At 48.9% G+C, this 16,479-nt stretch carries 5 protein-coding genes; 1 reads left to right on the top strand and 4 read right to left on the bottom strand.

Annotated elements, in window-relative coordinates; genetic code table 11:
- Window positions 1-3 precede the first annotated feature (3 nt).
- The 4 genes from BRW63_RS14625 to BRW63_RS14640 all read right to left on the bottom strand — a co-directional run bounded on the left by BRW63_RS14625 (window position 4) and on the right by BRW63_RS14640 (window position 15,459).
- Entirely contained in the window at window positions 4-4,611 is a 4,608-nt protein-coding gene (locus BRW63_RS14625; protein ID WP_073072317.1) for a non-ribosomal peptide synthetase, read from the bottom strand.
- A 70-nt stretch (window positions 4,612-4,681) separates the two neighbouring features.
- Complete coding sequence (locus BRW63_RS14630) at window positions 4,682-7,924, bottom strand: non-ribosomal peptide synthetase (protein WP_073072318.1); 3,243 nt, start codon at window positions 7,922-7,924, stop codon at window positions 4,682-4,684.
- A gap of 63 nt (window positions 7,925-7,987) precedes the next feature.
- Entirely contained in the window at window positions 7,988-13,870 is a 5,883-nt protein-coding gene (locus BRW63_RS14635) for a non-ribosomal peptide synthetase (protein ID WP_073072320.1), read from the bottom strand.
- On the bottom strand, window positions 13,867-15,459 hold the full coding sequence (locus tag BRW63_RS14640) for an MBL fold metallo-hydrolase (RefSeq protein WP_073072321.1): 1,593 nt from the start codon (window positions 15,457-15,459) through the stop codon (window positions 13,867-13,869). Before BRW63_RS14640 ends, BRW63_RS14635 begins: the two co-directional genes overlap by 4 nt.
- A gap of 792 nt (window positions 15,460-16,251) precedes the next feature.
- Between BRW63_RS14640 and BRW63_RS29970 the strand changes: the two genes are divergently transcribed.
- The gene (locus tag BRW63_RS29970; RefSeq protein ID WP_073072322.1) at window positions 16,252-16,476 is read left to right on the top strand and encodes an MbtH family protein; all 225 of its coding nucleotides are present in this window, start codon (window positions 16,252-16,254) and stop codon (window positions 16,474-16,476) included.
- Window positions 16,477-16,479 lie beyond the last annotated feature (3 nt).

The following is a 16,479-nucleotide window of genomic DNA, read 5'->3' on the forward strand; positions in this document are numbered from 1 at the left end:
TCATTATTCCTCGGTAAAAATTTCCTCAAACTCTTCCAAACTTAAATTGTCGTAGGTTAAATCAGCAGGGGTGAGTTCGATCGTCTGTTGCTGCTGACAATGCTCAACGATCTCTTTCAACGCCTGCTCGTAATTCTCTAAAAGTCTTTGAATAGTCTGCAAATGAAATCGGTCAGTACTGAAAGTAACTGAAAATCTCAGTTTCCCTTCATGAACAAATCCCGAAAATTCCAATTCGTGTGTTCGTGCAGATTCGGGATCAATCAAATTACCGCATGGCTCTTCCGCCAAATCAAATCGACTGAAGCGAATATCTTCGTCGATACGCCCCAAATAGTTGAACAAAATGGCAGATTGTTGATCAATCCAAGCATTTCGTTCTTGCTCGTTTAGTATTAAGTAGCACCAGATCCCATAACCGATCCCTTTGTGAGGAATTTGTCGCAGCATTTCTTTAATGGACTTGATTTGGTATCCCAAATCGCTAGTAGAACCTAAATCGAGCAAGACAGGGTAAATACTGGTAAACCAGCCTACAGTCCGGCAGACATCTACCCCATCAATATCATCTACTCGTCCATGTCCCTCCAAATCAATCAAAAAGCTCCGATATCCACACCACCTATGGAGGGCGTGAGCCAGAGCAGTCAGTAAGATGTCATTAATTTCGGTATTATAAGGACGGTGAACTTTCTTCAGTAGGGAGTCTGTTTCCTCTGGAGTTAAAGCAAAGTCCAGGGTGCAACTATCCCGAACTAGATTTTCCCCTTCAGGAACATCGATTGTAAAAGTATCCACCACTGTGTTGGTCAGGTGCTGCCAATACTCTACTTCTTGTTGTAATAGTTGACTGGTGCTATATTCTTGCAGCGTCATTGACCATCGCTGATAAGAGTCAGTTTTAGCAGGAAATCTGATTTCCGAACCCGCACACGCTTGATCATACCCCTGGGCTAGATCCTCCAGTAAAATCCGCCAGGAGACCCCATCTATCACTAAATGGTGAGCAGCCATTAACAGTCTGTCTCCTTGATCCAGATGGAAGAGCATAAACCTGATCAAAGGACCGTGATCTAGATCCATGCTAGATTGAACTCGATCGGCTTCTGTCTCTAGCCGATGGATGGCATCCACTTGCCCTACTAAATCAATAACTTCTAAATCAAAACAATGCTCAACGTCTGCACACTCCTGGACGATCGCCTCATCGATCGTCCTGAATCGCAACCGGAGTGCATCATGATGGCACTGAATCTGTCGAACAACGCAGCGTAGGGCATCCACATTCCATCGCTCCGCAGTGGCGAGCATAATAGACTGATTAAAATGATGTTTCTTACCGGGGTAAGTTGAGAGAAATCTGAGTTGAATTGGGGTTAGGGGTACAATCCCTAATACGATTCTCTGGTCAGCTTGATTTTCGTGCAAAACCGCTTGTTGCACGAGTTCGGCGATGGTTGGGAACTGAAACAGGTGTCTTTCTTTGATTCTCAGGTTGTGTTGGGCTAAACGGGATACTACCTGGATTGCCTTGATGGAATCTCCACCCAACTCAAAAAAGTTGTCGTAAATACCGACCTCCGTCAACCCCAATGCTTGAGCCCAGATGGCGGCTAAAATCTTTTCTGTAGAAGTAGAGGGTAGAACAAAGCGAGTTGCTGAATTGATGGATGCCTGGGGTGCTGGCAGGGCGCGGCGATCACATTTTCCGTTAGCAGTCAGGGGCAGAGCTGCCAACTGCACAAAGGCACTAGGCACCATGTAATCGGGTAGTTTCTCCTTCAGGAAGCGACTCACTTCCCGGGTGTCGATTGATTCTGTGCTGGCAACAATATAGGCTACCAAGCGCTTGTCACCGGGTTGATCTTCTCGGAGGATCACCACAGCTTCCCGGATTTGGGGATCTTGTCTCAGCACCGCCTCAATTTCTCCCAATTCGATCCGGAACCCCCTCAACTTCACCTGGTGATCCATCCGACCGAGAAATTCAATCGTGCCGTCACTGAGGTAGCGGGCTAAATCACCCGTTTTATAGAGGCGGCTTCCCGGTTCTGGGCTAAAAGGATGGGGAATGAATTTCTCAGCCGTCAAATCCGGGCGGTTGAGATACCCCCTGGCTAAACCAACACCGCCGATGTGCAGTTCACCTGGAATACCGATCGGCACAGATTGGAGATAGTGATCGAGAATGTAAAGTTGGATATTACTAATCGGATAGCCCAACGATACAATTGGCTGCACACTGTCCCGTTGACATTGCCAGAAGGTCACGTCGATCGCAGCTTCTGTGGGACCGTAAAGATTATGCAGTTCGCAACTCAAATGGGCAAAGAAACGCTCTTGAAGTTGAAAAGGAAGCGATTCGCCACTGCAAAAAACTCGTTTTAAGCAATGACAAGCATTCAGCCCTGACACTCCCAGAAAAGCTTGCAGCATGGAGGGAACGAAGTGCAAGGTCGTGATCTGCTGCTCCTGGATTAGCTGTAGCAGATAAGCACTGTCTTTGTGTCCTTCGGGTTTGCATAACACCAAACACGCCCCGGTCAACAACGGCCAAAATAGCTCCCAGACCGACACGTCGAAACTGTAGGGAGTTTTCTGGAGAACGCGATCGTGGGAGGCTAATGGGTAAGTTTCCTGCATCCAGAGCAAGCGGTTGCAAATCCCACGGTGGGTATTCATGACTCCTTTCGGTCTACCCGTAGAGCCAGAGGTAAAAATGACATAGATGAGGTTGTCTAATTGCACCCCAGAGGTCGGATTCGCCTGCGAGAGTTGGGCTAACTCCCGCCACACTTGCTCCACACACACCACCGACCCGGACTGAGATGGGAGCTTCACAGCCAGCGTGGAGTCCGTCAACAACACCGCTATCGGGGTGTCCTCCAGCATCACTGCCAACCGCTCTGCTGGGTAAGCCGGGTCTAACGGGACATAAGCGCCCCCTGCCTTGAGCACGCCCAGCACCGCTACCAACATCTCTAGAGAGCGTTCCAAACAAATCCCCACTAACCCCTCTGCTCCCACTCCCAACGACTGCAAATAGTGCGCCAGTTGATTCGCTCGCTGATTCAGTTGGCGGTAGGTTAACTGGTGCTGCTCAAATACTGCTGCTACTGCATCTGGCGTGCGCTCCACCTGCATTTCAAACAAGTGGTGAATGCAGGCTTGTGAATACTCCACCTGCGTCTGATTCCACTGCTCCACCACTTGCTGACGCTCTGACGGCGGCAGCAAGGGTAAGGTAGCAATGGGGTGTTCTGGATGAGTAACGATCGCCTGCAGCAAGGTTTGAAAATGCCCGCTCAGGCGGCGGATAGTGCTGGCATCAAACAAATCACTGTTGTACTCCCAGACTCCAGTCAACCCCGCTTCTGTTTCTGCCATCGACAACAGCAAATCAAACTTGGCGGTGACATTGGCAATGTCTAAAAGTTCGAGCGTCAAACCAGGTAGTTCCAGTTGACCCATCGGGGCATTTTGCCAAGCAAACATCACCTGAAACAGGGGCGTGTGGCTGAGGGAGCGCTCGGGTTGCAAGGCTTCCACCAGTTGTTCAAAAGGCAGGTCTTGATGGGCATACGCCTCCATCGCCACCTGCTTCACCCGCTGCAACAGTTCTAGGAAGGTGGGGTTGCTTTGCAGGGGCAGGCGCAGCACCAGGGTGTTGACAAAGAAGCCAATCAGTAGCTCCAGTTCTCGACGAGTGCGATTGGCGATCGGAGACCCGATGACGATATCGTCCTGGTGACTAGAGCGGGCGAGGAGCGTGGCAAAGGCGGCGAGCAAGGTCATGAAGAGCGTAGTCCCGGCTGACTGGGACAGGGCTACGAGTTGCTGACTCAGGGGAGAGTCGAGTTGAAATTGCTCTGTGCCGCCCGCAAAGCGTTGCACCGCGGGACGAGTTCTGTCGCTGGGTAATTCTAAAAGGGGGGGAGCGCCTGCGAGTTGGTGTTGCCAGTAGGCGAGTTGGGTGGTGAGTATGTCGCCGCTTAAGGACTGGCGTTGCCAGTGAGCAAAGTCTGCGTATTGGATGGGTAAGGGATCCAAGGGGGAGGGCTGTCCTTGTAAAAAGGCGGCATAGAGGGCAGCCACTTCTCGAATGAAGATGCTGGTAGACCAGGCATCGGAGACGATATGATGCAGGGTCACCAGGAGGACATGGGAGTGTTCAGCCAGTTGCAGGAGGCTGACCCGGACTAAAGATCCAGTTGCAAGGTCAAAGGGAGCCTGGGCTGACTGGAAGGCGAAGTCTTGGACGTGTTGGGCTTGTTCTGCTGAGGGGAGAGATCGCAAGTCCACCAGAGTCAGGTCAAAGTCAGCGGTGGGAGAGATGAGTTGGACTAAGGAGCCGTCGTGGAGTTGGAAGTGAGTACGCAGGACTTCGTGGCGTTGAACGATTTCAGTCAGCGCTTGCTTGAGTGCTGCCAGGTTCAGCACCCCGGTTAACTGCAACGCAGATGGAATGTTATAGACAACACTACCCTCCTGAAGTTGGCTGAGAAACCACAAGCGCTGTTGAGCAAAAGATGCCGGAAATACGAAGACATCCTCTTCGATCGTACCAAAATTATTCTCACTGACCGCTAGAAAATCGTTGGTCTGTTTCATGAAAACCTCTCCTGGGTGTTCCCGTGATCATCATTGCAGCATGGATCGAATTTTTCTCTCTATTAACCCCCTATTGTCGCTCCTCATCCATCAGTAAAGAACGTTTCATGCGGCGAGTCTCCCGCGAGAGAGGCACGATCGCAGATGTTTGCAGTTTTTCATCCTGGACTTGTAGCTGTTCTATGACCCTGGCTAGTTCTGCGACTGTGGGAGACTCAAACAAGTGGCGCAGAGGCACATCCAGGGAGAAAGCGTCCCGGATGCGAGAAATCAGTTGGGTGGCTAACAGGGAATGTCCTCCGAGTTCAAAGAAATTGTCATGGATACCCACTTGTTCTAAGTGGAGCACTTCAGCCCAGATGGGAGCTAATGCCTTTTCCGCAGATGTAGAGGGAACAGAGTCAACGATTAAATTGACGGATGCTTGGGGTGCTGGCAGGGCGCGGCGATCACATTTTCCGTTAGCAGTCAGGGGCAGAGCTGCCAACTGCACAAAGGCACTAGGCACCATGTAATCGGGTAGTTTCTCCTTCAGGAAGCGACTCACTTCCCGGGTGTCGATTGATTCTGTGCTGGCAACAATATAGGCTACCAAGCGCTTGTCACCGGGTTGATCTTCTCGGAGGATCACCACAGCTTCCCGGATTTGGGGATCTTGTCTCAGCACCGCCTCAATTTCTCCCAATTCGATCCGGAACCCCCTCAACTTCACCTGGTGATCCATCCGACCGAGAAATTCAATCGTGCCGTCACTGAGGTAGCGGGCTAAATCACCCGTTTTATAGAGGCGGCTTCCCGGTTCTGGGCTAAAAGGATGGGGAATGAATTTCTCAGCCGTCAAATCCGGGCGGTTGAGATACCCCCTGGCTAAACCGACACCGCCAATGTGCAGTTCGCCGACAACTGAGATGGGGACTGGTTGGAGAAAGGAATCCAGTATATAAAGCTGGGTATTGGCAATAGGACGACCAATGGGCACTGCACTCGATCGTGGGGTCTGAGGGGTCACCTCATAAACGCAACAACCCACCACGGTCTCTGTGGGTCCGTATTCGTTAATTATTCTGGTGTGAGGCGCGTAATTGTGCCAAAATGAGAGACTGTCCCCCAACAGCGCTTCACCACCAACAATCAACAACTTCGTTTGACCCCCAACATCAGCAGTTAACAATTGGCTGAGAATATCCAGATGAGCAGGAGTCAGTTTGACAAAGCTGAAATGACTGTTAGAGTTCAAGGCGGTACACAAAACCTCTATTTGTTCATTCTCTGGTAGCATGACGACCTTCTGCCCTACCAATAAGGGAGAGAATAAACTAGTAATCGTTGAATCAAAGCTAATCGAAGAGTTAACAGGAACGCCATTCCCTTGTGCTACTGCATAGGTCTGAGTAGACCAGTACAAGTAATTTATCAGTCCTTGATGGGAGATCGCTGTTCCTTTTGGTTTTCCAGTAGACCCCGATGTAAAAATTACATAAGCCAAGTTTTTAGAGGAAACACCACTCATTAAGTTTTGGTGATTTTCAGTGGAGATGATTGACCAATCGGCATCTAAACGGATTACACGGGATTGATTTCTGGGTAAGCTAGCTACTAATCTATCCTGTGTTAATAAAACTGAAACCTGGGAATCCTCCAGCATATAAGCCAATCGCTTCTGAGGATAAGTGGGGTCTAGAGGCACATAAGCCCCACCCGCCTTGAGGATTCCCAACAAGCCCACTACCATCTCAATTGAACGTTCTACACAGATACCCACCAACACCTCCGCTTCAACTCCCAAGGTTTGTATGTAGTGCGCCAGTTGGTTGGCACGAGCGTTCAATTCTCGATAGGTCAGTTGCTCCTCTTCAAACACTACCGCGACTATATCAGGAGTTCTCTCTACCTGTTCTTCAAACAACTGGTGGATGCACTTATCTTGGGGGTAATCTGTCTGCGTATCATTCCACTCAAAAAGCAACTGCTGTTGCTCCTGAGGCGTTAGCAGCGGTAATTCACACAAACTTGCTTGTGGATTTGCTACCATTCCTAAAAGCAAGGTTTGAAAGTGACCCAACATTCGGTGTATCGTTTCTGGCTCGAAGCTGTTAGTATCGTAGCCAATGCGTACAGAAAATTCTGAACCAGGTTCCGCTACCACCGTTAAGGGATAATTCGTTTGATCGAAAGTCCGAAAATTACTAATTGCTAAACTGCTATCCAATTGTTGCAAAGAAGTATCTACTGGGTAGTTTTCAAATACCACAATGCTTTCAAATAAGGGCATTCCTCGTGGTACTTCACTAACACCTTGAATTTCAACCATTTGACTGTATGAATATTGCAACTGTTCTACTTGCTGTGCTTGCAACTCACGCAGCCAAGGCAGTAGGTTCGCGGAGGCCGAGACTTGAACCCGCACGGGCAGGGTGTTAATAAACAGCCCTACTATCGATTCCACTCCCATGAGGACAGGAGGACGACCGGAGACGGTGGCACCAAAAACTACATCTGATTCCCGACTATAACGATACAGCAGTAGTGCCCAAACTCCTTGTACTAAAGTGTTTAGTGTCAAATGATGTTGTTGTGCAAAAGACTGTATCGCAGCAGTTTCTGTTGCGGATAAGCGAAGATGTTGCTGGTCGTGGATCGTTGGCTGTTGAGTAGTTCCCTTGCCCCCAGCTTTATCTACAACCAAAGGAGTAGGTGCGGTCAACCCCTTAAGGGTTTGATGCCAAAATACTTGTGCTTGAGAGAGGTCTTGCTGCTGCAACCAGGCGATGTAATCTCGGTAGGGACGGGGAGTTTCTAGGTACAAGTCACTGCCTTTGCAGAAAGAATCATATAAAGACAAGATTTCTTTAAAGACGATCGGATAGCACCAGCCATCAAGCAGCAGGTGATGATGGCTCCAAACAAAGTGGAAAGTCTCTGGAGCAATCTGAATCAAAGTGCAGCGCATTAGGGGAGCCTGATTCAGTTCAAATCCCTTGGTGCGATCGCTCTGTAATAAAGCCTCTAATTGCTGTTGTTGTTCAGGCGGAGTCAGACTTTGCCAGTCGCTTTCAAACCAAGGTAAATTTACTGACTTACATACAACTTGGTGCGGTTCGTCTAAACCATCCCAAACAAAGGCGGTACGCAAAATCGGATGACGAACGATCACTTGCTGCCATGCCTGCTTAAACGCCAAAATATTTAAGTTCCCGTGCAGCGTACAGCACTGTTGCTGGAAATAAACTCCCGATGCTGGAGCGTACAGCGAGTGAAAGAGTATACCCTGCTGCATGGGTGAAAGAGTGTATATATCCTCAACATTCTTCATCTCAAAACCTCCAGAAGACCACCATCGCTGTACCCCATTAGAACCGGATAGTTGACATTGAACTTAATTGAATAGAGAGGATATTTTTTTTAACTTTTCCTCATCCAATTTTGCAAGCGGGAAGTCTGAAGGCTTATAATCCCCAGCATCGGCAGACTCAAAGCGATCAATAAGTGGCACTGGATCAGTGACGATCGCCTGTTGAGATGGAGCAGAAATAGTTGTATCTAGCACAGAGGCTAACTCAGCGATGGTCTGATGCTGAAATAGCTGCTTGAGCGTCAGTTGTAGCCCTGCTTGGTGAGCTTGGGCAATGACTTGAATGCTGACAATGGAATCTCCACCGAGTTCAAAGAAGTTGTTATAGATACTGACCTGCGCCAATCTCAGGACTTTTGCCCAGATGTCAGCCAGAATCTTTTCTGTAGGAGTCCTAGGTGCAACAAAGCGAGTTGCTAAATTTACCGATGCATCGGGTGCTGGCAAAGCGTGGCGATCGCATTTTCCATTGGGGGTTAGGGGCAAGGCTTCCATCTGCACAAAGGCACTAGGCAGCATATAACCGGGCAGTTTCTCACTTAAGAAGCGGCGAATTTCGCTGGTGTCAATTGATTCTGAGTCTGTAACAATATAGGCTAGCAGTCGCTTGTCACCGGGTTGGTCTTCCCGGAGAATCACTACAGTTTCTCGCACCTGGGGATGCTGTCTCAGCACCGCCTCAATTTCTCCCAGTTCAACGCGAAACCCCTTCAACTTCACCTGATGATCAATTCGACCGAGAAATTCAATCGTGCTGTCACTCAGATAGCGGGCTAAATCTCCAGTTTTATAGAGACGACTTCCCGGTTCTGGGCTAAAAGGGTTGGGAATAAATTTTTCAGCCGTCAAATCTGGGCGGTTGAGGTAACCTCTTGCCAAGCCAGCCCCACCAATGTATAGTTCACCTCTAACTCCAACTGGAACTGGTTGGAGATTACGGTCAAGAATGTAAATCTGTGTGTTCGCAATAGGACGACCAATAGGCTCTAGGTTCACTCTGCTGGGCTTAACCGGACGGCTGACGCTGTGGATAGTTGACCAGATAGTGGCTTCAGTGGGGCCATATAAGTTCCAAACAGAGGCTGCTTTTTCTAGCAACTGATCAGCAAGTGCTTGAGGTAAAGCTTCACCCCCACAAAGAATTTTCAATTGAGGGGAAACTTCCCACCCAGCCGCTTCAAGCATTCGCCATGTAGCTGGAGTGGCTTGCATAACAGTAGGCTGAGATTTAACTAACTTCTCTAACAATCTTGCTCCATCAACAGCCTCTTCATCGCTGGTCAAGGCTAATTTCGCTCCTACAATTAGGGGTAAGAAAAGTTCCAGCCCTGCAATATCAAAAGTTACGGTAGTAACTGCCAGCAAAATATCTTGGTCTGTCAAACCTGGCTGCTGTTTTATCGAATTCAAGAAGTTGGTGACAGATTCATGGGTGACTGCAACACCCTTGGGCTTTCCTGTAGATCCGGAGGTGTAAATCGCGTAAGCCAAATTTGCGGCTGTTACACCACTAACCGGATTTTCCTGACTCTCCTGGTTAATTGTCTGCCAAACTGTATCCAAACAGACCAGATGTTTGCCATAGTTGGGTAACCCAGCTTGTAACCTTTCCTGAGTCAACAATACGGATACCTGGGCATCTTTCAAAATGAAAGCTAAACGTTCTTGGGGCATCTGTGGACCTAAAGGTACATAAGCCCCGCCAGTTTTGAGAATACCAAGTAGCGTCACTACCATCTCTAGTGAACGCTCCATGTATACACCGACTAGTACTTCTGGTCTCACTCCCAATTTTTTCAGATAGTGTGCTAGCTGGTTGGCGCGGGCGTTCAATTCCCAGTAAGTTAGCTGTTGGGCATTCTGAACATCTGCAAATGCTAATGCGATCGCATTTGGCGTTTTCCTAGTCTGCACTTCAAACATCTGATGTATGCGTTGGCCAGGGGAATACTCAGTCTGGGTATGATTCCAGTCCACCAGTAATTGATGCCGCTCTACCTCTTCTAAAAAACAAAATTCTGAAATTCTTTGCTCTGGATTGGCAACAATTCCCTGAATCAAATTTTGGAAATGTCTCGCCATCCGGGCAATTGTGGCAGCATCAAATAAGTCGGTGTTGTATTCCCATTCTCCACTCAGCCCCTCTTCTGTTTCTTCCATCACCAGTGTCAAGTCAAACTTCGCTGTTGCGCTCTCATTTTTCAAGGCAGTTAGAGTCAGACCTGGAAGTTCCAATTTTCCCATTGGTGTATTATGCAAAACAAACATCACCTGGAACAGGGGACTATAGCTGAGGGAACGCTCTGGTTGTAAAACTTCCACCAACTGCTCAAATGGCAAATCTTGGTGTGCATAGGCATCCATTGCAACCTGCCGCACCCGACTCAGTAAATGTTGGAACGTTGGGTTTCCCTGCAAATCGGCACGCAATACTAGGCTGTTGACAAAGAAACCGATTAGCGACTCTACTTCCCGACGGTTGCGGTTGGCGATCGGCGAACCAACCAATATATCTTCTTGATTGCTGTAGCGCCCTAGTAGGACGGCGAATGCCGCCAGTAAGGTCATAAATAAGGTTGCCCCTGATTTCTGGCTGAGACTTTGTAACTTCTGTGTCAGGGCACGGTCAATCTGAAAATACTGGATATCTCCTTGGAAGGTTTGTACTAGTGGGCGGGTTCTGTCGATGGGCAACTCTAGCAACGGCGGTGCCCCTGCTAATTGCTGTCGCCAGTAGTTCATTTGCACTTCTAGCACTTCCCGGCTCAACCACTGCCGTTGCCAGTGGGCAAAGTCTGCATACTGGATGGTTAACTCCGGCAGTGGTGAAGGTTTTCCTTGACTGAAGGCTTCATACAGTGCCGCCATTTCTCGGATAAATATCCCGATTGACCAGCCATCAGAGACAATATGGTGCAGGGTCACCAGGAGCACATGGGACTTTTCCGCCAGCCGCAGTAAATTGACGCGCAGTAAGGGGTCTGATGCCAAGTCAAAGGGCCGCTGCTCTTCAATGCTTGCTAACCGTTGCACCTCATGGGACTGCTCTTCTGGTAACCTCTGCAAATCCACTATCGGGACAGTCACACTGAAGGTCGGTGCGATCACACTGACTACAGTCTCATTTATTAAGACAAAGCTAGTTCGCAGGATTTCATGCCGTCGAACAATTTCTTGCACAGCCATTTCTAAGGCCGTAACATTAAGCGATCCCTGAAGGTGCAAGTCCGCTGGGATGTTGTAAGTGGCGCTACTGCCCTCAAGTTGGTCGAGGAACCAGATCCGTTGCTGGGCGAAGGATAGCGGCAGGGTTCCGGTTTTGTTAATTGGCACGATCGCCAGGGTGGGCACCTCCGATCCTGTTTGGCGCAACGATTCAACTACGGCACTGAGTCCCGCGATCGTGGGGGTTTCAAATAAGTGGCGCTGGGGGATTTCCACCGCTAACACATCCCTGATCCGTGAAACCAGTTGGGTAGCTAATAGGGAATGCCCCCCAAGCTCAAAAAAATTGTCGTGGATACCGACTTTTTCCAGACCCAACACTTCTGCCCAAAGCGCCGCTAAACTGGCTTGTATCGGGGTGGTAGGTGGATCATAGCTGGCTTCTGAACTGCCAAAAGCGATCTCAGGAGTGGGGAGGGCGCGGTAATCGATTTTGCCATTGGGGGTCAGCGGGAATTCCTCCAGCAACAAAAAAGCGACTGGCAGCATATAGTCCGGTAGGATCTGACTCAACTCGAACCGCAACTGGGAACTTTCCAACTCTGGTGCGACGACATAAGCCAGGATTTCCTGGTTGTTGTCATGGGCGGTTCTGGTCACGGCTACGGACTGGGTGACTCCAGGGATGCGGTATAGCGCGGCTTCAATTTCCCCTAATTCAATCCGATAACCCCGGATTTTAACTTGTCGATCGCGCCGTCCCCCAAAGAGCAATTCGCCGTTAGCCAGCCTCCTGGCCAGATCCCCGGTTCTGTAGAGCTTTTCCCCAGGTACGAACGGATTTTCGACAAATTTGCTGGCGGTCAACTCCGGGTTGTGTAAATAGCCTCTGGCCAGTCCTTGACCCGCGACACAAATCTCACCTACGACTCCCGTGGGTACAGGTCTCAACAAGGGGTCAAGCAAGTAAACGGCGGTGTTGGGAATTGGGTTACCGAGGGGGATATCCCCTCGCTCAGGCTGCCCCGCCTCCAATTTGTAAATTGTTGTGCAGACCGAGGTTTCCGTTGGGCCGTAGGCGTTGAAATAGTCCAACTGCTGGGCGTAATGATCAGCGTCCTGTGCATAGGCAGTTTCACCCGCTGTAATCATCACCCGCAGATGCTGAAACTTCGGTTGCTCCAGGGCACGCAGATAAGCCGGGGGAAACGTCGCAACTGTGACTTTTTGGGCATCCAGGTAAGCGAGGAACTGCTGGCGATCGACAAGCGTGGCCTTGTCTACGAGAACCACCGTCGCCCCAGAGAACAGGGCCATAAATATCTCTGACAGCGACGCATCAAAAGAGGAATTGGCAAACTGCAAGATCCGATCGCTGGGCTGAATATCAAAGGCATCGATTTGGGCGATCGCCATGTTGACAAAGCTGTGATGTTCTACTGTCACCCCTTTGGGTATGCCTGTAGAGCCGGAGGTATAGATGATATACGCCAGGTCAGAGGGCTGACTGAGGGATGCAGGAGGGTGGGTGATCTGCTTCAGTTGGGACAACTGGATATCCATCGCAAACATGGGAATATCCAACAGATTTTGCAGTTGGGGCAGGCTGTCTAGCTCCATCAGCAAAACCTTCGGAGCCGCATCTCGGATGAGAAATTCCAAGCGATCGCTGAACGTGTCCGGGTCAATGGGCACATACGTCCCACCTGCTTTGAGAATGGACAGCAAGCCAATGATTAAGGATTCGCTACGCCCCAGCATTACTCCAATCGGCTCATCCGGTTGGATGTCGTACTGAGTGCGGAGATGATCAGCGAGTTGATTGGCTTGAACGTCGAGTTCCTGGTAAGTGAGGCTACGGCTGGGGGTTTGAATGGCAATATTGTCTGGCGTTTTTAATACCTGAGCGGCAAACCGTTCATGGATCGTTTGTGGTTGCCGCTCCATACGATCGCCGACAGCCCAATCCTGCACAAGCTTGGTTTGTTCTGCGGGCGACAAAATTTCCAGATGAGCCAGAGGGGTATCAAGTTGCGTATACGCTGAAAATAAATGTTGTAACTGTTGAGCAAAGCCCTGCACAAACGCGCGATCGCAGTGTCTGGGGTTGTAGCGCCAGGTCAAGTGCAGAGCTGAGTCTTTGTGAATCTCGATTACCCAGTCATAGGGACTTAGATCAGGACATGACCCATGAATCTCCGGCAGCCACACGACGACATTGGTCGCCAGATTCTCTTTGGTTTGATCGGTGGCAATCATTTCCCGATACGGGAAACCTTGATAGCTGTAACTTTGAGAAACGATTTGGGAAACGGTGGAAATAAAGGTCTTTAAAGATGTTGTTTCATTCACTTGAAACAGCAAACTCACTGACTCTCCCATCGCTTCACCGAACTCTTGAACGGCCAGCACAGGGGAATCAATCAAAATAGTGGGCTGTCCAGTATAGCGACTGAATAAATAGGTCAGCGCTGAAACAATGACAATATAGGTCGCCAGGAGATCTTGTTTGGCGATTGTGTCAAGGGTCTGTGTCGCACTGGCATCCAATTCAAAGGGATAGGTTTCTTTCACATTCCAGCAAGAGCCATCCGGTTCAACAGGGCTTTCTAGCAGAAAAGTGCCTTCTAGGCGGAAAGGGGCTTCCAGTTGGGCGAGTTGTGCCCTCCAAAAATCGGCATGGGGCTGATAGTTTTTTCCTGTGTAATGCCACAGGTTTTGTTGCAATCGGGTCTGGCTCATAGCACAACCTCTTTTTTCCCAAACAGGAATTCAGCAGATATCCCTCTGGATTTACACTCACTGATTAAGCGCTGCAATTGAACCATGGGATTAGCATCCTCTTGTAGCTCCAGCCCTAAAATGTATTGCAGCCAAGGCTCCTGTCCCATGGCGTAAACATACATCTGCTGAGGATGGAAGCGATCGACCAACTGCATCCCCTCCCTATAGTTACAACCCCGACCCAGGCGGCTTTGATCCATCGGTCTCGGTAAAGGTGATTTAAACAACGGGCCATAAACCCAGGAAGGCGGTGAGCCGTCGCATTCCATCCCCAGAAAAATGAGATCGACATCTCCGGTGTAATTGTGAATGCGGTCATACAAGACTGGATCGATACTGCAAGAATCTGCCTGTACCAATATGGAATGATCCAACAAGCGCACTAAATAAGTCAGTTTGCTGCGGACTAACAGGTCATGATGCTCTCCCAGAAACGGCAGTCCAACAATCACCCCTCCGGGAATTTCAATCTCGTCCAGTTCTCTGAGTTCAATCACATTCTTGAAGCCGAGATATTTCAGCATCAGCCCCAGAGATGGATCTTGCAGCGCACCTTCACAGTTGCGACCCACGACAATATGACCGACTTTATGCCGCAACTGCATCAATGTTTCCGGCAAACAGTGATCTTGATGGCTATGAGTGATCAGTACATAATCAATCCAGTCGGGTAAATCTTGATAGGTGTACCGGGGAATATCTGAATCATAAGTATAGCTAATGACCGGATCGAACAGAATACTGACCTCCCGCGTCTCAATGAGCAAACAGGCATGACCGAAATACCGAATGCGGACACGATCGCCCGTATACTTTTCCTGACTTGGTGGAGGTGCTTCAGTAAAAAATGATCTGAATAGTTCTGGGTTCGTAATCTCAACGTCTAGCTGACTGCAAATATAGTCATAATCTTGCGGGGTTGACCTCATCTTAAACAGTTCATCCAATCCCGGATGAGCAAACGGAATCGGTAAATGAGCGTAGTTCTCCTGCTTTAGCCTGGGTGTACTGAAAATGAATGGGCGACTGCGATCGTGCTTCACCTGAGACAGTCCCATACTTTGACACGTCACATCGTAAAAGGGGCTGCGGTAGAGCAACTGTTCAAAAAATCTGAATGTAGGATTGTTGTTGAGGTCGTAGCTGAGTTCCACATATCCTTGCAGGATCTCTGGGACTTTGGCGTAAAGCGATTCCAAGCTATACCCCTTGGCATCGCGACTCAAGAGATTTTCCAATTCTTTAACGGCATGGACAAACTCGATTAAGTGTCCGTGGCGTTCCTGCGTGTGTTGCAACAGATCCTTCACTTCATCGACTCTGGAACTATCTAGGGCAATGAAAGGGCCGCTCTGCATGGCTAGGTTTTTCAAAGCCAGGATATGAAGTTGGGGCGAATTGATGTATGAGGTCATGATAGCCAGATGGCGATCGACCAGATTCATCGCCGCTGTAGCCGGGGGGATCAGTAATACCCAAGCCACCCACAAATTGAATAGGGGTTCAACCTGAACATCCTGCCTGAAATACAATTTTGGGTTCGGCATCTACGCTAACCTAGCAACGTCTATATAACCTTGACATCCTCTAGATATCTCTGTTAAGCAGAAACTACTTGTGGCTCCGTTAAGGTAGCTTTTACTTTCGTATATGACTAATTCATCGTTGTTGTAGCTGAGCGAACTTTCGTATTGCTCTCATCAGGACGACGAGTAAAAGCGAAAATCAACCCTATTGGCTTCTGAATGTAAATCAGAAGTAACCTAAAAATATCCGATCTTGTGAAGATAATAACTCATAAGCCGAAGAATCCAGTAATCGTTAGAAGAATCTAATGTAAACCTTGTCCTAGCAACAACCCGCTCTGCAATGAATTGCGGGCGGGATGGCGGGGTACTGAGAATGGTGCCAAACCTCAGTAATGTAACTCTATGTAACGATTTTGTCTATGCGATCGCTGACAATCTTATAGTACTAAGGATTTTCTAATACCTCAGAAGATCTTGTATTCCTGGTCACAACCCACTCTGTAACAAAGTGTGGGCTAACAGAATTAAGCTTTCGTAGGCTGGGTTGAAGCAGGAAACTCAACATTTTTAGAGCGTTGGGTTTCTTACCTCAAACCAATCTACACAGTAGACCTCCTGCACAAATCCGGGAACGCCCCCTAAATCCCCCAGAATGGGGGACTTTGAAACCGCAAGTCTTCTCAAAGTCCCCCAGAATGGGGGATTTAGGGGGCACAAGCCGACCTAAACGGAGCAAGATCTGAGAGAGCTTATATCGAGAATTTTATTCATGCAGGAGGTCTAGTGAATTCATACTCTATAGAAAAGCAGATGAATCAAGAGAGTAGCGAGGATCCAACACTTTACAGAGTAGTTGTGAACCATGAACAGCAGTATTCTATCTGGCCAGTCGATCGCGAAAATGCCCTTGGCTGGACAGATGCAGGTAAAAGTGGTTCCAAAGACGACTGTTTAAGTTATATCAAGGACGTATGGACTGATATGCGACCGCTCAGTCTCCGTCGGCAAATGGAGAAAGCATCTGGGGAATCCTAGTTT

It is taken from the genome of Phormidesmis priestleyi ULC007, from assembly GCF_001895925.1.
GTDB lineage: Bacteria > Cyanobacteriota > Cyanobacteriia > Leptolyngbyales > Leptolyngbyaceae > Phormidesmis_A > Phormidesmis_A priestleyi_A.

What these genes read in the sequence shown, in the direction of transcription:
- BRW63_RS14625 (WP_073072317.1), bottom strand. Translation starts at nt 4,611, where the DNA reads ATGAAACAGACCAACGATTTTCTAGCGGTCAGTGAGAATAATTTTGGT.
- BRW63_RS14630 (WP_073072318.1), bottom strand. Translation starts at nt 7,924, where the DNA reads ATGAAGAATGTTGAGGATATATACACTCTTTCACCCATGCAGCAGGGT.
- BRW63_RS14635 (WP_073072320.1), bottom strand. Translation starts at nt 13,870, where the DNA reads ATGAGCCAGACCCGATTGCAACAAAACCTGTGGCATTACACAGGAAAA.
- BRW63_RS14640 (WP_073072321.1), bottom strand. Translation starts at nt 15,459, where the DNA reads ATGCCGAACCCAAAATTGTATTTCAGGCAGGATGTTCAGGTTGAACCC.
- BRW63_RS29970 (WP_073072322.1), top strand. Translation starts at nt 16,252, where the DNA reads ATGAATCAAGAGAGTAGCGAGGATCCAACACTTTACAGAGTAGTTGTG.